The sequence below is a fragment of the Geodermatophilus dictyosporus genome (genome assembly GCF_900115505.1).
Classification (GTDB): Bacteria; Actinomycetota; Actinomycetes; order Mycobacteriales; family Geodermatophilaceae; genus Geodermatophilus; species Geodermatophilus dictyosporus.
In genome coordinates, this window is sequence record NZ_FOWQ01000003.1 from 461,315 (window position 1) to 479,689 (window position 18,375).

The following is an 18,375-nucleotide window of genomic DNA, read 5'->3' on the forward strand; positions in this document are numbered from 1 at the left end:
CCCGCTGGGCTCCCCGGCACATCGGGAGGACTCCGGAGGGAGGTACGGATCCGGGCCGGGGACCGGACTGAGTCGCTACGGTCGGGCGGCATGGCGAGGCCGGGCGCCCGGGACGGGCTCCTCCGGCTGCCGGCCGAGCGCAGCTCCTTCGTGGGTCGCCGGGCCGAGCTGGCGGAGGTCCGCCGGCTGCTGTCCGCCTCCCGGCTGGGCACGCTGGTGGGGCCCGGCGGCGTCGGCAAGACGCGGCTGGCCGTGCGCGCCGCCGCGGACCTGCGGCGCTCCTTCCCCGACGGCGCGACCCTCGCCGACCTCACCCCGGTCTCGGACCCCTCGTCGGTCGTCGAGCGGGCCGCGGCCGCGCTGGACGTGCGCGACGTCTCGGGCTCGTGGCTGCCCGCCCGCGTCGCCGAGGTCGTCGGGGACCGGCAGGTGCTGCTCGTCCTCGACAACTGCGAGCACGTCCGCGACGCCGCCGCCGTCCTCGTCGACACCCTCCTGGCGTCCTGCCCGCGGCTGTCCGTGCTCGCCACCAGCCGGGTCCCGCTGGACGTCGACGGCGAGGCGCTGCTGGCGGTGCCACCGCTGCCCGTCCCCCCTGCCGGGGGCCCGTCCACCCCGGACGACGCGGTGCAGCTGCTCGTCCAGCGGGCCACTGCGGCGGTGCCCGGGCTGGCGCTCACCCCGGCCGACGCCGAGGTGCTCGCCGACGTCTGCCGGCGGCTGGACGGGCTGCCGCTGGCCGTCGAGCTCGCCGCCGTCCGGCTGCGCACGCTGACCCCCGCCGAGCTGGCCGCCCGCCTCGACGACCGCTTCGTGCTGCTCGCCCGCTCGGGGACGGCGGGCGCCGAGCGGCACCGCACGCTGCGGGCGACCGTGCAGTGGAGCGCGGACCTGCTCGCCCCCGCCGAGCGGGTCCTCTGGCGCCGGGCGTCGGTCTTCGCCGCCGGGTTCGACCTGGCCGCCGCGGAGGCGGTCTGCGCCGACGGGGCACTGCCGGCACCCGCGGTGCTCGCCGCACTCGACCGCCTCGCCGAGGCCTCGCTGCTGGAGGGCACCCGCGTCGGTGACGGGCGGCGGTTCCGCATGCTGGAGACGGTGCGTGCCTACGGCCGGGAGCTGCTCGCGGGGTCCGGCGAGGAGGCCGCCGTGCGGCGGCGGCACCGCGACTGGTGCGCCGGCGTGGTCTCCGCGGCCGCGGCCGGCTTCACGGGGCCGGCGCAGGTCGCCGCCCTCGACGCCGTCGACGCCGTCCACGCGGAGGTGGGGGAGGCGCTGCAGTGGGGGCTCGGCGTGCCCGGCGAGGCGGAGCGCGGGCTCGCCCTCGCGGCCGACCTGTGGCTGTACTGGGCGGCCCGGGGCCACCTCGGGGAGGGGCGCCGGTACCTGGCCGCGCTGCTCGCGGCCTGCCCGCAGCCGATCCCCGTCCGCGCGCGCGGCCTGCTGGCGGCCGGCTACGTCGAGCTCACGGCCACGGACGCCGACGCCGCCGTCCCGCTGCTCGAGCAGGCGCGGGACCTGGGCGCGGTCACCGGGCCGGCGCTCGTCCCGGCCCTGGCCACCCAGTTCCTCGGGCAGGCCGCGCTGTTCCGCGGTGACCTCGCGGCCGCCGACCGGCTCCTGCGCGAGGCGGCCACCGTCCTGGCGTCGACCGCCCCCGGCCACGAGGCCTTCTGCTGGGCCGACGTGGGGGTGACGGCGTTCCTGGCGGGGGACCTGACCGCGGCCGCCGAGGCGTTCGAGCGCGGTCTCGCGCTGGGCACCGACCCCTGGACGCGCTCGCACGCGCTCTGGGGCCTGGGCCTCGTCCGGCTGGCGGCCGGCGAGCCGGCGGAGGCCGCGGCGCTGGAGCACGCGGCGCTGCAGCTCATGCGGGAGGTGGACGACCGCAGCGGGACGGCGCTGTGCGTCGAGGCGCTGGCCTGGGTGGCCGCCGCGGAGCGGGACTGGGAGCGGGCGGCACGGCTGGCCGGTGCAGCGGAGGGGGTCTGGCGCTCCGTCCCGGCGGCCCTGCCCGCGCCGCTGTCCGGACGGCGCGAGGAGTGCGCGAGGGCGGCCGGGCAGGCGCTGGGGGAACGGCGGCGGGCAGCCCTGCACCGCGAGGGGGCGGCCCTGTCCCGGGCGGCGGCGGTCGCGCTGGCCCTCGGGGTCCGCTCGCCGGTGCCCGCGCCGCGCTCCGAGGCCGACCGGCTGACGCCCAGGCAGCGGGAGGTGGCCGAGCTGGTGGCGCAGGGGATGACCGACCGGGAGATCGCCTCGCGGCTGGTCATCTCGCCACGCACCGCCGAGTCGCACGTCGAGCAGATCCTGGCGCGGCTCGGGTTCCGCTCACGGGCGGAGATCGCCGCCTGGACGGCCGGACGGGGCTCGGCTGGGCAGTGATCTCCGAGGGCGTTGCCCCTGCTCAGCGATCGTTTCGAACCTGTGATCGAGTGCGTGGACGACGTGGTGACCGCTGCGGTGCCCCCGGCGCCGCCGGTGGCGCTGTCGTCCGGTCCCTCGGGTGCGGTGCAGGCCGCCGACTGCGGGACCGCCCGGCAGACCGCGCTGCGCGCCGGGCGGTGGCGGCGTTCGCCGCGTCCCGGCCCGTCTCGGCCGACCGGCCGCAGGGGGTGCCCGTGCGATGTCCGCGCCGCCACCTGCCGACGAGACCGCCTGGCAGCACACCCCGCCCGGCACCGCCGCCGACACGCTCACCGGCCTGCACGCCGCCACCGGCGAGGCCCGCGCGGCGCTGGCCGCCCTCCTCCAGCGCACCACCGGTGGCGGGCTCACCGACCGGCCCCGCCTCGCCCACGTCGACGCCCTCACCGGCGCCCTGCTCGCCCTCACCGACTTGCCCGAGCTGCGCCGCACCGACCGCACCGGCACCGGCCTGGGCACACCGGCGGCCACCGACGGCTACCGGCCGGCCGCCGCACTGGACCGCCACGTCCGCGCCCGCGACCGGCGCTGCCGCTTCCCCGGCTGCCGCCGCCGCGTGCCCCGCGGCGGCGAACTCGACCACGTCGTCCCCTACCCCGGCCGGGTGCACCGGCGCGGGCGACCTGGCCGGCTCCTGCACCCGCCACCACCGCGGCAGACACCAGGCCTCCGGCGGGCGCCACGAACTGACACCCGACGGCACCCTCACGGTCACCACGCCCACCGGGCTGACCGTCGTCACCGAACCCCCGCCCTACTGAGGGCGGGGCGGGGCCGCCGCGTCAGTGGGTGAGCTTGAGCCCGATGACGCAGCCGATGATGCCGAGCAGCAGGAAGATGCGCACCGCCGACACCGGCTCGTCGCCGGACCACATGGCGTAACCCGCGGTCAGCGCGGCTCCGATGCCCACCCACACCGCGTACGCGGTGCCCACCGGCAGGCTGCGCATGGCGTAGGCGAGCCCGAGCATGCTGGCGACGATCGCGACCAGGAACACCACCGTCGGCGTCACCCGCGAGAAGCCCTCGGTGCGGCCGAGGGCGGTCGCCCACACGGCCTCGAGGACGCCGGAGAGCACGAGCACGATCCAGGACACGAGGACTCCCGAGGTCGCCGTCTTGTCGCTGTCCGGGTACGGCGCCGCTCGTCCGGGGGCCCCACCGCGGGGCCCGCCTCCACCGTCGCACACCGGCACCCGCCGGGGTGGTGAGACGGCCCACGCGGCTGGTCCTGGCGGCGACGCCGGGCGAGCACGAGGGGGTGACCGCCGTCAGGTGAGAACACCGCCGCTCGGCCGCCGGCGACCCACCACACGAGGTGGTCAGCCGCGACGACATCCGGATCACCGCCGGACAGGTCACCGTCGGACGGCAGACACGGCTCGCGGTCGGGCGCCGACCACGCGACCGCGCGGGTGGACCGCCAGACCGTGCCGTCGGGGGTCCTGAACAGCAGGGCGCCGTGGCCCTCGGTCACGGAGACTCGGACCTGCTGCCACGGCCGCTGGCTGAGCAGCCGGTCCGTGCGCCACACCCCCGCGAGGGTCCAGACCGCCAGGACCGGGGAGAACAGGACGCCGACGAACGCGAGCACCGCCGGCCACGTGGTCCCCGGCGGGTCGTAGGCCACGTCGTCGACCGTCACGCGCGAGGGATCCGCGGGGTCGTACCAGACCACGACGGCGTCCCCCGGGACGTACGAGTCGGCGTACGCACCCAGGTCGACGTGCCGCACCAGGTCCTCGCCCGCGACGGCGAACCCGACCGAGGCGCCGCCCCGGCTGGTCGCCGTGTCCGGGTCGACCCGGAGCAGGGTCCCCTCGGCCCGCGCCCCGGCCAGCCGGAGCTCGCCGTCGGCCCTCGCCATCACGCCCAGCAGGCCCATGAAGACGACGGCGCAGACGACCCCGAGCGCCGTCAGCGCCCACACGCCCCGGAACGCGCGCCGGAGGGCCGTCGCCGTCCGGTCGAAGGACCGGGCTGGCGCCGTCGACGCACCCGGCGCCGCCCCGAGGGGGACACCCGGCGACGAGGACGGCCCGGCGGACCGCTGCCGTGCCCGGTGGCGCGCCACCACCAGGAGCCGGAGCCCGCCGACGGCCACCAACGGCCCGGCGACGACGGCCGAGTCGACGGCGAACCCGGCCGGCGTCGTCACGGCGGCCCCGGGGGCCGTCCAGTCGACGAGGACGCGCAGCGGGCTGCCAGGTGGCTCGCCGGAGCAGTCCGACCCGACGCGGTGCACCCGCCCGGTGGGGTCGGACCACGAGACCGTGCACGACCCGTCACCGTGGACGCGCTCCACCGTCGCCGTGGTGAGGCGGCTCGACGACACCTCGAACAGGACCAGCGCGAGCCAGCACCCCGTCAGCACGAGACAGCCGATCGCCCACCAGGTCCGGCCGGGCGGCCGGGGCGGGGGAGCGGTCGGCAGCGGCACGGTCAGGACATCGGCGCGGGTGCGCCGGTCCTGGAGCCGTGCGGCGTCTCAGTCGGCGGGCTCGTCGACCCAGTCGGGACCGTTGACCTCGCCCGGCCCGGCCAGGTCGGCGGCGTCGACGATCGTGTACGCGTAGCCCTGCTCGGCGAGGAAGCGCTGCCGGTGGGCGGCGTACTCGGCGTCGAGGGTGTCGCGACTGACCACCGTGTAGAAGTGCGCCTTCCGGCCGTCGGCCTTGGGCCGCAGCACCCGGCCCAGCCGCTGTGCCTCCTCCTGCCGTGAGCCGAACGTCCCCGACACCTGGACGGCGACCGCGGCCTCGGGCAGGTCGATGGAGAAGTTGGCCACCTTGGAGACGACCAGCGTGTCGACCTCGCCGCGCCGGAAGGCGTCGAAGAGCTTCTCCCGCTCGCGGTTGGTGGTCGAGCCCTGGATGACCGGGGCGTCCAGTGCGCGCCCGAGCTCCTCGAGCTGGTCGAGGTAGGCGCCGATCACCAGCTTCTGCTCGCCGGGGTGCCGCTCGAGCACCCGCCGGATGACCGGCAGCTTCGACGTCGCCGTCGCCGCGATCCGGTAGCGCTCCTCGGGCTCGGCGACCGCGTAGGTCATCCGCTCCTCGTCGTCGAGGGACACCCGCACCTCGGTGCACTCCGCCGGCGCGATGTAGCCCTGCGACTCGATGTCCTTCCACGGGGCGTCGTAGCGCTTGGGCCCGATGAGGGAGAAGACGTCGTCCTCCCGGCCGTCCTCGCGCACCAGCGTCGCGGTCAGGCCCAGGCGGCGGCGCGACTGCAGGTCGGCGGTGAGCCGGAAGATCGGCGCGGGCAGCAGGTGCACCTCGTCGTAGACGATCAGGCCCCAGTCCTGCGCGTCGAACAGGTCCAGGTGGCGGTACTCGCCCTTCCGGCGCGTGGTCATCACCTGGTAGGTCGCGATGGTGACCGGGCGGATCTCCTTGCGCTCGCCCGAGTACTCGCCGATCTCCTCCTCGGTCAGCGACGTGCGCGCGATCAGCTCGCGCTTCCACTGCCGCCCCGAGACGGTGTTGGTCACCAGGATCAGCGTGGTCGCCCTGGCCTCGGCCATCGCCGCGGCGCCGACCAGCGTCTTGCCCGCCCCGCACGGCAGGACGACGACACCCGAGCCGCCCGCCCAGAAGCCGTCGACGGCCTCCTGCTGGTAGTCGCGCAGGTGCCAGCCGTCCTGCGCCAGCTCGATCGGGTGCGCCTGCCCGTCGACGTAGCCGGCGAGGTCCTCGGCCGGCCAGCCCACCTTGAGCAGCGCCTGCTTGAGCCGGCCGCGCTCGGAGGGGTGGACGACGACGGTGTCGGGGTCGATGCGCGCGCCCAGCATCGGCGCCACCCGCTTGGAGCGGACGACCTCCTCGAGCACCGCGCGGTCGGTGCTGGCGAGGGTCAGCCCGTGCACCGGGTGGTTGACCAGCGTGAGCCGGCCGAAGCGGTCCATGGTGTCGGCGACGTCGACGAGCAGCGCGTGCGGCACCGGGTAGCGCGAGTAGCGCACCAGCGCGTCCACGACCTGCTCGGCGTCGTGCCCGGCGGCGCGGGCGTTCCACAGCGCCAGCGGGGTCACCCGGTAGGTGTGCACGTGCTCGGGCGAGCGCTCCAGCTCGGCGAACGGCGCGATGGCCGCCCGGCAGTCCCGCGCCTGCGGGTGGTCGACCTCGAGCAGCAGGGTCTTGTCCGACTGGACGATGAGGGGTCCGTCGTTCACGGGGATGGTGTCTCTCTCCGTCGCTGGGAGGCGGTCGCTGGGGACCACGGGGGCGCACGGGGGCACCCGGTCCGCTGAAGGTAACGCCGGGCGGGGACAGGTCCTTCCGCCCCGGCGGGACTGCCGGGCGCCGGGCGGCTCGGCACCATGGCGTGGTGACCGACGACGAGCGCGAGCGGCTCGCCGAGGGGTACCGGGCGTTCGGCGCGGAGTCCGCTCCCGAGTCGCCGCGCTACTCGGCGCTGGCGGCCGCGGTGGCAGGCGACCGGGACGTCCTCGACTTCCTCCTCGGCCTCCCGCCGGGCAAGCGGCACCCGACGCTGCTCCTCGCCGCCCTCCGGTTCCTCGGCGGCGTCCCGGCCGACGGGGCCGAGCTGCGGGACCGGGTGGCCTCCGACGCCGTCCGGCTGCGCGACACCGTGCTCACCCGCGCGACGCAGACCAACGAGCCCGCACGCTGCGCCGCGCTGCTGCCCGCCCTCGCCGCGATCGACGGCCCGCTCGCCCTCGTCGAGGTGGGGGCCTCGGCCGGGTTGTGCCTCTACCCCGACCGCTACGGCTACGAGTACGACGGCCGCCCCGTCGGGCCGCCCGGGCCGGTGCGGCTCCGGTGCACCACCGGCGGCGCGGTGCCGGTGCCGGTCACCCCGCCCGAGGTGGTGGCGCGCATCGGCGTCGACCTGCAGCCGCTCGACGTCACCGACCCCGACGACCTCGCCTGGCTGCGCGCCCTGGTCTGGCCCGGTCCGGTCGAGGCCGAGCGGCTGCAGCGGCTCGACGCCGCCGCGGCGATCGCCGCGCGCGAGCCGCCGACCCTGCTGGCCGGTGACCTGCTCGACCGGCTGCCCGACGCCCTGGCGCTGGTCCCCGACGGTGCGACCCCGGTCGTCCTGCACACCGCGGTGCTGCCCTACGTGGAGGAGACCCGTCGCGCGGCCTTCGTCGACCGGGTGCGCAGCCTGCCGGTGCGCTGGGTCGCGCAGGAGGGGGCCGGCATGGTGCCCGGCACGGGCGAGCCGCACCCGGGTGGGTGGGGGCCGCACTTCGTGCTGTCCCTCGACGGCGTCCCCCTGGCGCACACCGCGCCCCACGGCGGCCGGGTGGACTGGCTCGGCTGACGCCGACCGCCGTCCCCGGGCTCAGCCGGCGGCGTCCTCCTCGTCGACCAGCGCGACCGAGGTGATCCGGTGCACCGCGAACGTGCGGTTCTCCTGGCGGCGCTCGTCCCGACCCTGCAGGAACCCGCCGGCCAGCGACACCGGTTGCACGACGCGCTGGCTGCCGCTGCCCTGGGCGTCGACGTAGCCCAGCCACACCGGGGTGCCCTCGCGGATGGCGCGGGACAGCAGCTCCAGCGTGCCCGCGGTGGTCACCCCGGGCACCTGGCGCACCGGCGCGGCCGGGCGGGCGGCCAGCGCCGCGTCACCGGCGCGGATCTCGCGGACCGTCGCCTCGGCCTCGGCGGGGGTGAGCGGCCGCCCGGCCGGCGAGGGCGGCGGGCCGGGACGCCGGCCGGCGGCGCGGGGCCGCGCCGGCGGGCGGGTGAGCACCGTCCCGCCGGGCGACTCGCCGGCCGGGGCGTACCCCGCGGACCGCAGCACGGTGAGCACCTCGTCGGCACCCAGCCCGCTGACCAGCACCCCCGGCGCCAGGCGGCGCAGCTCCGCCGACGCCGTCCGCCGGTCGCCGAGCACCTGGGCCAGCAGGCCGTGGTCGTCGGAGCGGACGTAGCTCTCGATCGAGCCCACCCGCAGCCGGCCGTGCTGGCGGGCGACGTCGGCGACGAGGTAGTCCAGCGCCTGCGGCACCGGCGTCCGCGAGGCGCGGGAGAACAGGTCGTGCAGGTCGGTGGCCGACCAGCCGGCGTCCAGGGCACGGCGCACCGAGGACTCCGACACCCGGAACACCGTCGCCCCGCCCGAGGACTCGACGTCGGCGACCACCGAGAGCGTGTCGGCCAGGCCGGCCACCAGCGGCCCGGGCGCCACCAGCGTCAGGTCGGGCTGGGCGAGCACGTGGTCGACCGGCTCGGGCAGCAGCCCGGTCATCCCGTCGGCCGCGCCCTCCTCGCCCCGGGTGAGCAGCCCGCGCCCGCCCGAGGACAGCACCCCGCCGACCAGGACGCCGATCCGCGCGGCCTCGGCCAGCATGTCGGGCACCGGCGCCAGCCGGTCGCCCCGCCGCGGCGTGCGCCAGCGCAGCAGGGTGACCAGCTCGTCGGGCGCCAGGCCGCGGCCGGGCGGGGCGTCGGCGAGCACGGCCAGCGCCGAGCGCCGGATCGCCGGGGCGGTGTGCCGCACCAGGTCGGGGGAGAGCGCGTTGACCGCCTTGCCCGCGACGTCGCGCTGACCCACCAGCGAGGGCAGCCGGGTGCTGTCCAGCCAGCCGGCGGCCAGCGCCGCCCACCGGTCGGGCAGCGGCTGCTCGCGCCACAGGTCGTAGCCGCGGGTGGGCAGCCACTCGTCGCGGTGCGCGCCGCCGACGTCGAGCAGCCCGGCGGCGAGGGCCAGCTCCAGCAGCCAGCCGGCGTCGTCCTCGGACACCGACAGCGCCCTCGCCAGCCGCTTGCGGTCCCGGACGGCGACCCCGCCGCTGCGCAGCAGCCCGGCCGGCTCCTCCTCGAGCACCGCGAGCAGCTCGCCCACCCGGCCCACCGCCTCGAGTGCCGCGCCCGCGGCCTGCCGGTCGACGAGGGCCGGGTCGCGCTCGGCGACGGCGGGCTCGGGCCGCAGCCGCGGCGGGCCGTAGGGCAGGTCGCCGCGCAGCAGCAGCCCGATCTCGCGCGGCAGCTCCACGTTGAGCGCGTCGATGCGGGCCAGCAGCCCGGCCTGCAGCAGCCGCCGGGCGGGGGAGGCCGCGCCGCCGCCGGTCTCCGGGAGGTGGCCCACCGGCCGGTCGCCGGAGAGCCGCTCGAGCACCTCCCGCTCGGCCGGCGCGAGCGCACCGAGGGCGGCCGGCAGGTCGGCGGGCAGGGTCACCCGCAGGTCGGCGGCGCGGCGGCCCAGCCCGGCCGGGTGGCGGACGGCGCGGCGCACCTGGTCGGGGGCGTGCAGCACGTCCTCGCCCCACAGCAGCGCCCGGGTGGTCAGCCGCTCGACCGCCGCGTCGAGGACGTCGTCGGGCAGGCCCGGCAGCTCGCCGGCGAGGTCGCCGACCTCGACGCCGTCGGCGGGGGAGAGCAGGACGACGTCGAGCACCTGCAGGGTGGCCGCGTCGAGCTCGTCGAGCGCCCGGTCGACCGACACCGGCACCGCCAGCCGCCCGGCCAGCGCGACGACGTCCGAGGGCGCGGGCCGGGCCACGTCGGGGCGCGCCGCGAGCAGCGCCGCGAGCTGGGCGTCGCTGCGGGTGCGCAGCCACGCGGCCAGCGTGGCGGGGCGGTCGGCAGGCATCCGGCCAACGCTACGTCGCCCCCGGCCCGCGCGCCGCCGCCGTCCCCGCACGGCCTGCCAGCATGGAGTCGTGCACCCGGCCGCCGACGACCCGCACACCCGGACCGCGCTCGAGGGCTACCGGGCCGGCGCGCTGCGGTGGCTGGCCGGCGGGCTCATCGCCGTCGTCCTCGCGGTCCTGCTCGGCGCGGTCGCCGTCAGCATCGCCGAGGACCGCGGCCGCCCGCTGCCGCTGGCCGGCATGGTCGTCGTCGTGCTGGTCGTCGGCGGGGTCGTCGCCGCGGTCGCGGGACTCGGCGCGCTGCTGCGGGCCCTGCGCTGGCACCGGGCGCTGACCGCCGTCCCGTGGCAGCGGGGCCTGCTGCGCATCGCCGGCCCGGCGATCGTCGCCTTCGAGCCCGAGGGCTACGACGAGTGGGACCCCGCCGACGAGCCGGTCCGGCTGCGCCTGGTGAGCACCTCGGTGTGGCGCACCCGCCAGGTGCAGGAGCTCGACGGCGGGGAGGTCCGCGCCGCGCCCGTCGGCCCGGGCCAGTGGGTGCTCACCGCCGAGGGCCTGCCCACCCTGTACGGCGCGCGCACCGCCCGCCGTCCCCGCTGACGCCGTGTCGCACGGGGCCTGGTGCGGGTAGGGCACCCGGCGCGGGAAGATGGCACCCGACGCGCACCCCGGGGTGCGCCCGAGCACGGAGGCGAGATGGCCAAGCGCAAGGAGAAGCACGCCCACCTGGTGGAGCCCACCTGGGGCCAGTCGGAGGACGCCGGGCCGCCGGTGACCGAGCTGCTCGGCGAGGTGGCCGGGCCGCTGTCGCCCTTCGGCGAGGACCACAGCTTCCCGCTGCCGGCCGACCGGATCCGCTACGCGCACCCGACGGACAAGCCCAACCGGGCCGGGGTGCAGCTCCCCGAGAACCGGCGCCGCTGAGCGCACCCCGCGCCGCCGTCCGGGGTCCGGGCGGCGGCGCGGGGACCCGGGACCGCTCAGCCGGGACCGCAGGGGACGACGAGCGCGCGGTGGTCCGACAGCGGCAGCCGCACGGCCTCCGCCTCGCCGGTGGCCACGACCTGGCCGCGTGCCAGCACGTGGTCGAGCTGCCGCGTGGGCTCGCCGGCCGGGAAGGTCGCCCCCGAGGCCAGCGACCGCAGCCCGCTGACCCGCTGCGCCTGCCGCGACTCCATGTTCAGGTCGCCGAGCACCAGCAGCGGCTCGCGGGTGCCGGCCAGCGAGCGCACGAGCCGGCGCAGCTGCACCGAGTTCCAGCCCGGCACGAACGACAGGTGCGTGCAGGCCACGGTGAACTGGCCGTCCGGGCCGTCGAGCACCGCGGCGACGGCGACCCGCGGCTCGTCGCCGACCAGCTTCGGCGCCCGGGCACCGCGGAACCACACCGGGACCCGCCCGCGCAGCGCCGGCAGCCGCACCACCCGCCACGACACCACCGGGTAGCGGGACAGCAGCGCGATGCCGTAGCTCGCCGAGCCCGGCTGCTCGTCACCGGTGGCCGCCATCCACGTGCCGCCGGGGGTGCCGGCCAGTGCGGCGACGAACTGGGAGTCGACCGCGCCCATGGCCTCGGCGGCCACCGCGGTGAGGTCGGCGTTCATCGACCGGGGCTGGTCGCGGTCGACCTCCTGCAGGGCCAGGACGTCGGCGTCCAGCGTCTTCACCGCGCCGGCCAGCCGGTCGACGTCGACCCGGTCGTCCTCCGGCGAGCGCCCGTGCAGGATGTTGAAGGTCGCGATGCGCACGACGAGTGCCATGCCCGGACGCGGGTAGCTGCACGCGCGTGCTGCCCGACGACCGCGACGAGATCCGCGACCTGCTCAAGCGCACCGCCGTGGCCCTCAAGGAGGGCGGTGTCCCGTTCGCGCTGTGCGGCGGGTACGCCGCCTGGGTGCGCGGGGCGCCCGAGCCCGACCACGACGCCGACTTCCTCGTCCCCGCCGCCGAGTCGGAGCGGGCGGTCAAGGTGCTGCACGACGCCGGGCTGACGGTCGAGGACCCCGCCGAGGACTGGCTGACCAAGGTCGTGCAGGGCAACTCGTTCGTCGACGTCCTGTGGCGCACCTGCGGCCACCCGGTGGAGAGCGACCTCATCGAGCGGGCCGAGGACAAGCCGGTGCTCTCGGTGCACATGCCCGTGCTCGCGGCCACCGACATCCTGACCACCAAGCTCATGGCCCTCGACGAGCACTACTGCGACTTCTCCCGGCTGCTGCCGGTGGCCCGGGCACTGCGCGAGCAGGTCGACTGGGACACCGTCCGGCGCGAGGTCGCCGGCAACGACTTCGCCGTCGTCTTCCTCGACCTGCTCGGCCGCCTCGGCATCGTCGGGCCGCCGGTCAGCGACTGACCACCACCACCACCGCGGCCGCCGCCGCGGTCGGCACGACGGCCCGGGTGGCCAGCGCGGCCGCGGCCGGTGCCGACGCCGGCGCCCGCGTCGGCGCGCGGGCCCGCCGCGGCGCCGGCACGCCGAGGACGGCCAGCGCGGCCAGCGCCGTCCCCAGGCCGGTCGCCACCAGCGCCGGGCCGACCGCCCCGCCGCCCCAGGGGACGCTGGGTCGCGGCAGGCAGGAGGCCACCGCCACCCCGCCGGCGACCAGCGCCAGGCCGGTGCGCAGCCACGCGAGCAGGGTGCGCTCGTCGGCGAGGGTGAACCGGTGGTCCGGGTGCGCGGGCGGGCCGGTCACCGCGGCCGCCCGCCGAGGAGCACCCGGCCGACGCCGCTGCGGCGGTGCGCGGCGTCGACGACGACGTTCTCCACCAGCGGGTACGGCTCGCCGACGTGCCCCAGGTTCGCCATCACCGCGAGGTCGGCGGTCCCCACCACCGCACCGGCGACCTCGGCGACCAGGACGACCCGCCCCGGTGTCGCCGTCAGCGCCGCCCACACCCGCCCGGCGGTGTCCCCGTCGCACGGCGGCAGCTCGGGGTGCAGCTGTGCGTGGAGGCCGACCAGGGCCGGCAGGTCGGCCTCGCGGGCCCGGCGCACGCGGACGCCGTCCGGGGAGGGGGCGGTGACCGGCCCGTCGCTCACGGGCCGATCTCCCGGAAAGCCCCCCGCCCGGACCACGGCGGTGACTAACCTGGGGCCCGACAGCGGCCGACGGCTGCCGCACCCGTCCCCCGGCCGAGCGCCGGGGCCGCCCACGGACGACGACTGAGGGATCAACGTGCCCACCGGCAAGGTCAAGTGGTTCAACCCCGAGAAGGGCTTCGGCTTCCTCTCGCGGGAGGACGGTCCCGACGTCTTCGTGCACAAGGACGCCCTGCCCTCGGGCACCACCGAGCTCAAGCCGGGCCAGCGGGTCGAGTTCGGCATCGTCGCCGGCCGCCGCGGCGACCAGGCACTGCAGGTCCGCGTGCTCGACCCGCTGCCCTCGGTGGCGGCCAAGGTCGCCGAGCGGCACCGCAAGAAGCCCGACGAGCTGGTCCCGATCATCGAGGACCTCATCAAGCTGCTCGACGACGTCTCGAACTCGCTGCGCCGCGGCCGGCACCCCGACCGCGCCGAGTCGCGCAAGGTCGCGGCGGTGCTGCGCGCGGTCGCCGGCGACCTGGAGGCCTGAGCCGGCGGGCTCAGCCGGCCGGGCTGGCGGGGGCCGACGTCGGGGTGGGCTCGGTGCCCAGGTCGCCGCCGGCCCGCAGGAAGCCGATCGGCCAGGAGCCGGTGAGCAGGCACTCGCCGTGCTGGTCCTCGACGACGACGAGGTAGAACGCGGTCGGGACGACGTCGGAGCTGTTGATGCCGTCGAACGTGGTCGTGCCCCGCTCGACGTCGACCTCACCGATCCGCTGCTCGAGGCGCTCGTCGTAGACCTGCACGCCCCAGCCGTTGCGCGCGACCTCCTCGGGCACGGTCAGCGCGATCGGGGTGTCGGGGGAGACCTCGACGACCGGCGGGGTGACCGAGTAGCGCTGCCCCTGGCCCTCGCCGCAGTACTGGGTGGGACGGGCGGTGACCTCCTGCGGCCCGGCGGTCACCGTCACCTCCGGCGGCTCGGCCGACGCCGCGTCCCCGCACCCGGTCAGGGCGGCCGTCAGCACCCCGGCCAGCAGCGCGCCGGCGGTCCTCGTCGTCCTCACGGGCGGCGGCCCTCCGGCACGGTGGGGGCCTCCGCGAAGGGGACGGCGTCGGGCACGGTCGGGGCGGCCGGGTCCACCGGCACCCAGGAGCGGCGGCGCGGGGTCCACAGCACCAGACCGACGGCGAGGACGAGCAGCGCCGCGGCGACGGTGAAGCCCAGCCAGCCGATCGGCGGCAGTGCGATGCCGACGGCGCCGCCGAGCACCCAGGCCAGCTGCAGCACCGTCTCCGAGCGCGCGAACGCCGAGGCGCGCAGGCTCTCGGGCACCTCGCGCTGGATGATCGCGTCGAGCGCGGACTTGCCCAGCGCGTTGGCGACCGCGGCGACGCCGGCCACCGCCGCCGCCGTCGCCAGGCCGAAGAAGACCGCCGCCAGCACGGTGACCGCCGCCGCGGCGCCGGCCGACCACACGACGACCCGGTCGGGGTCGGCGGCGTGCAGCCGGGAGCCGATGCCCGTGCCCAGCACGCTGCCGGCCCCGGCCGCCCCGGCGATCGCGCCGAGGGCGAGCGTCGCCTCCCACCCGGTGACGGTGGCCTGCACGAGGAACGCGGAGAAGATGGTGAGGAACCCGCCGAGCCCGCGCAGCGCCGCGTTCGCGCGCAGCGCGAGCACGACGTGCGGGTTGACCGGCCGGCGCCGGCGGCCGGCCCGGGGGAGCGGCCCGGTGCTGAGGACGTCGGCCGGCTGCTCTCCGGTGGGGACGTCGACGTGGCGGGGCAGCCGCACCGCGCACACCCCGGCGACGACGAAGACGGCGGCCGTGGCCCACAGCAGCCCGTGGAAGCCGGCCGCCCAGGCGACGCCGGCGCCGAGGCCGCCGAAGACCCCCGCGGTGACCAGGCCGAAGACCGACAGCCGGGCGTTGGCCGAGGTGAGCGACATCGCGCCGGGCAGCACCCGCGGGACCACCGCCGCCCGCAGCACGTTGTGCGACTTGGACAGCACCAGCACGCCGAGGGCCGCCGGGTAGAGCCAGAGGTCGTCGACGTGCGCGGCCATGACCAGCGCCAGGGCGGCGCGGCCGAACGACGCCGTCCCCAGTGCCCAGCGGCGCCCGCGCTGCAGCCGGTCGAGCAGCGGGCCGACGACCGGCGCCACCAGCGCGAACGGCGCCATGGTGACCAGCAGGTAGAGCGCCACATTGCCGCGCTGGGCGTCGGTGGTGGCGGCGAAGAAGAGGGTGCCGGCCAGCGAGACGGCGATCATCGCGTCGCCGGCCATGTGCAGGGCGTTGACCCACAGCAGGTGGGTGAGCCCGCTCTCGCCGGCGCCGTCGGCCCGGCTCGCGGCCCGGACCCGGGCGACCGTGGCGCCGGTCAGCTCGCGGGTGCGCGCGACGGCGACCCGGGTGACGGTCACCTTGCGCGGGGCGCTCGGAGGCAGCTGAGGGGGCGGTGCGGCGCTCATCGGCCGGGTGCCGGGCTGCGCCGGGTCGCCGGGCAGGTCGAGGGGGGTGGTGTCCGCGCGGTCGGGGGAGTCCGGGCCCGGCGGCACGGGGACGGGTCCCCGGCGCAGCGGTCCCCGGCGGGACCCGGGGGGACGCGAGGACGGCACGCCCCCATCGTGCCGCACCGGCCTGGGCGCGGGCGCCGCCCGCGGTCCCGGCCGCCGGGGGCATCGGCGACAATGGCCGCGTGCACCCCGACTCCCCCGACGGCGACGCGCTGCCCGCCGCGGTCGACCTGGCCCGCGCCGCGGCCGAGGAGACCGCGGGCGACCCCACCCTGGTCGGCGAGCACCTGGGCGCCACCGCCGAGCCGCTCGGCGGCGCCACCGCGGGCGTGCCGGCCGAGGCGCTGGGCCAGGTGCTCACCCACTCCTTCGCCAGCCGGCTGCCCGGCTACGTCGGCTGGCACTGGGCGGTCACCGTCGCCCACGTCCCCGGCTCCGGCGAGGTCACCGTCGACGAGGTCGTGCTGCTGCCCGGGGACGCCGCGCTGCTGGCCCCGGCCTGGGTGCCGTGGCACGAGCGGCTGCGGCCCGGTGACCTCTCCGTCGGCGACGTCCTGCCCGCCACCGAGGACGACCCGCGGCTGGTGCCCGCGTACACCACCGAGGACGACGCCGCGGCCGACCCGGAGGCGCAGGCGCTGGCCACCGAGCTGGGGGTGGGCCGCGAGCGGGTGATGTCCCGGGAGGGCCGCGCCGCCGCGGCCGCGCGCTGGCTGGCCGGCGACCACGGGCCGCGCTCGGCCATGGCCCGCCAGGCGCCCGGCCCGTGCGGCACCTGTGGCTTCTTCCTGCCGCTGGCCGGGTCGCTGCGGAGCCTGCTCGGCGCCTGCGGCAACGAGTACTCCCCGGCCGACGGCCGCGTCGTCGCCGTCGACTACGGCTGCGGGGCGCACAGCCAGGCCACCCTCGCCGCCGGGGAGCCGGCCGAGGTCGTGACCTCGGCCCGCTACGACACCGCGGACTTCGACGTCCTCTAGTCCCGCCGGCCGAGCTGGCCCTGCGCGCGCATGATGCCGAGCCCGACGAAGGGCAGGACGATGCCGGCGACGCAGGTCCAGGTCCACACCCGGTCCACCCGGTCGCCGAGCAGCAGCAGGACCACCAGCGCCAACACCCACAGCGCGGTGCCGGCCAGGACCACGCGCACGGTGTCGACCCGCAGCGGAGGCGGGGCCTGCTTGAGCGGGGCGGGCACGGGCCGACCCTAGGCGCACCCGTCGGGTGAACGGCACGGGGACGACACGCGGGTGTGGCACGCTGTCGCCGCTCGTCGCCCGGTTGCAGCAGTCCGCAGGAGCCCCCATGCCCGAGAAGTCCCGTCCCTCCGGCGGTGCGCGCGACGCCGCCCGCGCCGGCGACACGCCCGCCGACGTCGCCGCCGCGCCCGTCCCGCCGCGGCGCAGCGGGGGCCCGCAGGTCAGGCCGCGCAACGGCCTGGACCGCTACTTCTCGATCTCCGCCCGCCGCAGCACCGTCGGCCGCGAGGTGCGCGGTGGCTTCACCACCTTCTTCACGATGGCCTACATCGTGGTGCTCAACCCGATCATCCTGTCGGGCGCCGACATCACCGGGGCCACCCTGCCCTTCGCCGGCGTCGCGGCCGTCACCGCCCTGGTCGCCGGGGCGCTGACCGTCCTCATGGGCGTGGTGGGCCGCTACCCGTTCGCGCTGGCCACCGGGCTGGGCATCAACGCGATCGTCGCCGTCTTCGCGGCCACCCAGCTGTCCTGGCCGGAGATCATGGGCCTGGTGGTGCTCGAGGGGCTGCTGATCACCGTGCTGGTGCTCACCGGCTTCCGGCGCGCGGTGTTCGAGGCCATCCCCCCGCAGCTGAAGACGGCGATCGCAGTCGGCATCGGCTTCTTCCTCACGATCATCGGCCTGGTCGACGCCGGCTTCATCCGCCGGGCGGAGCAGGGCGTCGTCCCGATCACCTTCGGCGTCAACGGTCAGCTCGCCGGGTGGCCGATCCTCGTGTTCGTCATCGGCCTGCTGCTCATGAGCCTGCTGGTCGTGCGTCGCGTCAAGGGCGGCCTGCTCATCGGCATCGTGGTGACGACGGTCCTCGCGATCGTCATCGAGGCGATCGCGGACGTGGGGCCGACCTTCACCGACGACGGCGTGAACCCGCGCGGCTGGGCGCTGCAGGTGCCCACGCTGCCCGACCAGGTGGTCAGTGCCCCCGACCTGTCGATCATCGGGCAGGTCTCGCCGTTCGGCGGGTTCGAGCGGATCGGCGTGGTCGCCGCGCTGCTCATCGTCTTCTCGATCATGATCGCCGACTTCTTCGACACGGTCGGCACCGTCACCGCGGTCGGCGCCGAGGGCGAGCTGCTCGACGAGAAGCGCAACCTGCCCGGCTCGCAGCCGGTGCTGCTGGTCGACTCGCTGGCCGCGGCCGCCGGTGGCGCGGCCAGCGTCTCGTCGAACACGACCTACATCGAGTCGGCCTCGGGCGTGGCCGACGGCGCCCGCACCGGGCTGGCCAGCGTGGTCACCGGCGTGCTGTTCCTGCTGGCGATGTTCTTCACCCCGCTGGTGCAGATCGTCCCGTCGGAGGCCGCCGCGCCCGCGCTGGTCATCGTGGGCGCGCTGATGATCAGCCAGATCCGCACGCTGGAGTGGGACGACATGTCCCTGGTCATCCCGGCGTTCCTGACCATCGCGCTCATGCCGTTCACCTACTCGATCACCAACGGCATCGGCGCCGGCGTCGTCAGCTACGTCCTGCTGCGGACGGCGGTCGGCCGGGGTCGGGAGGTGCACCCGCTGATGTGGGTCATCGCGGCCGCCTTCGTCGTCTACTTCGCCCTGGAGCCCCTCCAGCAACTGTTCTGAGGA

At 77.2% G+C, this 18,375-nt stretch carries 18 protein-coding genes, 1 pseudogene and 1 riboswitch; of the genes and pseudogenes, 9 read left to right on the plus strand and 10 right to left on the minus strand.

Annotation, left to right across the window (positions count from 1 at the left end):
- Window positions 1-90: 90 nt before the first annotated feature.
- Together BMZ33_RS09465 and BMZ33_RS09470 are read left to right on the plus strand one after the other, a co-directional pair.
- Complete coding sequence (locus BMZ33_RS09465; RefSeq protein ID WP_091109288.1) at window positions 91-2,379, plus strand: ATP-binding protein; 2,289 nt, start codon at window positions 91-93, stop codon at window positions 2,377-2,379.
- 241 nt (window positions 2,380-2,620) lie between these two features.
- Window positions 2,621-3,214: a hypothetical protein gene (locus BMZ33_RS09470; RefSeq protein ID WP_169064105.1), complete on the plus strand. Its 594-nt coding sequence runs from the start codon at window positions 2,621-2,623 to the stop codon at window positions 3,212-3,214.
- Here the strand turns inward: BMZ33_RS09470 and BMZ33_RS09475 are convergent.
- From BMZ33_RS09475 to BMZ33_RS09485, 3 genes and pseudogenes are all read right to left on the minus strand, one after another.
- The gene (locus BMZ33_RS09475; RefSeq protein WP_091109289.1) at window positions 3,204-3,518 is read right to left on the minus strand and encodes a DMT family transporter; all 315 of its coding nucleotides are present in this window, start codon (window positions 3,516-3,518) and stop codon (window positions 3,204-3,206) included. The two genes, BMZ33_RS09470 and BMZ33_RS09475, sit on opposite strands and share 11 nt — an antisense overlap.
- Window positions 3,519-3,529: 11 nt before the next feature.
- Window positions 3,530-3,596: riboswitch (guanidine-III (ykkC-III) riboswitch) on the minus strand.
- Window positions 3,597-4,066: 470 nt separating this feature from the next.
- Window positions 4,067-4,306, minus strand: a pseudogene (locus BMZ33_RS24660) (DUF3592 domain-containing protein); the annotation flags it as partial.
- A 603-nt stretch (window positions 4,307-4,909) separates the two neighbouring features.
- Entirely contained in the window at window positions 4,910-6,595 is a 1,686-nt protein-coding gene (locus BMZ33_RS09485; RefSeq protein ID WP_091109291.1) for a DNA repair helicase XPB, read from the minus strand.
- Between the two features lie 155 nt (window positions 6,596-6,750).
- Between BMZ33_RS09485 and BMZ33_RS09490 the strand changes: the two genes are divergently transcribed.
- A complete protein-coding gene (locus BMZ33_RS09490; protein WP_091109835.1) occupies window positions 6,751-7,713 on the plus strand; it encodes a DUF2332 domain-containing protein in 963 nt (320 codons plus the stop codon).
- Between the two features lie 21 nt (window positions 7,714-7,734).
- On the opposite strand, the gene BMZ33_RS09495 is transcribed toward BMZ33_RS09490, so the two are convergent.
- Window positions 7,735-9,987: a helicase C-terminal domain-containing protein gene (locus BMZ33_RS09495; protein WP_091109292.1), complete on the minus strand. Its 2,253-nt coding sequence runs from the start codon at window positions 9,985-9,987 to the stop codon at window positions 7,735-7,737.
- Window positions 9,988-10,057: 70 nt separating this feature from the next.
- On the opposite strand from BMZ33_RS09495, the gene BMZ33_RS09500 reads away from it, so the two are divergent.
- Both BMZ33_RS09500 and BMZ33_RS09505 read left to right on the plus strand, forming a co-directional pair.
- Window positions 10,058-10,588, plus strand: a complete 531-nt coding sequence (locus BMZ33_RS09500) for a hypothetical protein (protein ID WP_091109293.1) — start codon at window positions 10,058-10,060, stop codon at window positions 10,586-10,588.
- A 96-nt stretch (window positions 10,589-10,684) separates the two neighbouring features.
- Entirely contained in the window at window positions 10,685-10,912 is a 228-nt protein-coding gene (locus BMZ33_RS09505) for a hypothetical protein (protein ID WP_091109294.1), read from the plus strand.
- A 56-nt stretch (window positions 10,913-10,968) separates the two neighbouring features.
- Here the strand turns inward: BMZ33_RS09505 and BMZ33_RS09510 are convergent, their stop codons facing one another.
- Window positions 10,969-11,748: an endonuclease/exonuclease/phosphatase family protein gene (locus tag BMZ33_RS09510; RefSeq protein ID WP_169064107.1), complete on the minus strand. Its 780-nt coding sequence runs from the start codon at window positions 11,746-11,748 to the stop codon at window positions 10,969-10,971.
- A 26-nt stretch (window positions 11,749-11,774) separates the two neighbouring features.
- Here BMZ33_RS09510 and BMZ33_RS09515 point away from each other — a divergent pair, with 26 nt between their 5' ends.
- Window positions 11,775-12,341, plus strand: a complete 567-nt coding sequence (locus tag BMZ33_RS09515; protein ID WP_091109295.1) for a nucleotidyltransferase family protein — start codon at window positions 11,775-11,777, stop codon at window positions 12,339-12,341.
- On the opposite strand, the gene BMZ33_RS09520 is transcribed toward BMZ33_RS09515, so the two are convergent.
- Together BMZ33_RS09520 and BMZ33_RS09525 are read right to left on the minus strand one after the other, a co-directional pair.
- Window positions 12,331-12,681 (minus strand): YidH family protein, encoded by a 351-nt coding sequence (locus BMZ33_RS09520; protein ID WP_091109296.1) that lies wholly within the window; start codon window positions 12,679-12,681, stop codon window positions 12,331-12,333. The genes BMZ33_RS09515 and BMZ33_RS09520 overlap by 11 nt on opposite strands.
- Window positions 12,678-13,028: a GNAT family N-acetyltransferase gene (locus BMZ33_RS09525; protein ID WP_091109297.1), complete on the minus strand. Its 351-nt coding sequence runs from the start codon at window positions 13,026-13,028 to the stop codon at window positions 12,678-12,680. Before BMZ33_RS09525 ends, BMZ33_RS09520 begins: the two co-directional genes overlap by 4 nt.
- A gap of 136 nt (window positions 13,029-13,164) precedes the next feature.
- Here BMZ33_RS09525 and BMZ33_RS24665 point away from each other — a divergent pair, with 136 nt between their 5' ends.
- On the plus strand, window positions 13,165-13,560 hold the full coding sequence (locus BMZ33_RS24665; protein WP_091109298.1) for a cold-shock protein: 396 nt from the start codon (window positions 13,165-13,167) through the stop codon (window positions 13,558-13,560).
- Between the two features lie 10 nt (window positions 13,561-13,570).
- Here the strand turns inward: BMZ33_RS24665 and BMZ33_RS09535 are convergent, their stop codons facing one another.
- The gene (locus BMZ33_RS09535; protein ID WP_091109299.1) at window positions 13,571-14,077 is read right to left on the minus strand and encodes a DUF2771 family protein; all 507 of its coding nucleotides are present in this window, start codon (window positions 14,075-14,077) and stop codon (window positions 13,571-13,573) included.
- On the minus strand, window positions 14,074-15,576 hold the full coding sequence (locus BMZ33_RS09540; protein WP_169064108.1) for an MFS transporter: 1,503 nt from the start codon (window positions 15,574-15,576) through the stop codon (window positions 14,074-14,076). Before BMZ33_RS09540 ends, BMZ33_RS09535 begins: the two co-directional genes overlap by 4 nt.
- A 140-nt stretch (window positions 15,577-15,716) precedes the next feature.
- Here BMZ33_RS09540 and BMZ33_RS09545 point away from each other — a divergent pair, with 140 nt between their 5' ends.
- On the plus strand, window positions 15,717-16,511 hold the full coding sequence (locus BMZ33_RS09545) for a DUF3027 domain-containing protein (RefSeq protein WP_091109301.1): 795 nt from the start codon (window positions 15,717-15,719) through the stop codon (window positions 16,509-16,511).
- On the opposite strand, the gene BMZ33_RS09550 is transcribed toward BMZ33_RS09545, so the two are convergent.
- Complete coding sequence (locus BMZ33_RS09550; RefSeq protein ID WP_091109302.1) at window positions 16,508-16,729, minus strand: DUF2530 domain-containing protein; 222 nt, start codon at window positions 16,727-16,729, stop codon at window positions 16,508-16,510. The genes BMZ33_RS09545 and BMZ33_RS09550 overlap by 4 nt on opposite strands.
- Before the next feature lie 107 nt (window positions 16,730-16,836).
- On the opposite strand from BMZ33_RS09550, the gene BMZ33_RS09555 reads away from it, so the two are divergent.
- Window positions 16,837-18,372, plus strand: a complete 1,536-nt coding sequence (locus BMZ33_RS09555) for an NCS2 family permease (RefSeq protein ID WP_091109303.1) — start codon at window positions 16,837-16,839, stop codon at window positions 18,370-18,372.
- Window positions 18,373-18,375 lie beyond the last annotated feature (3 nt).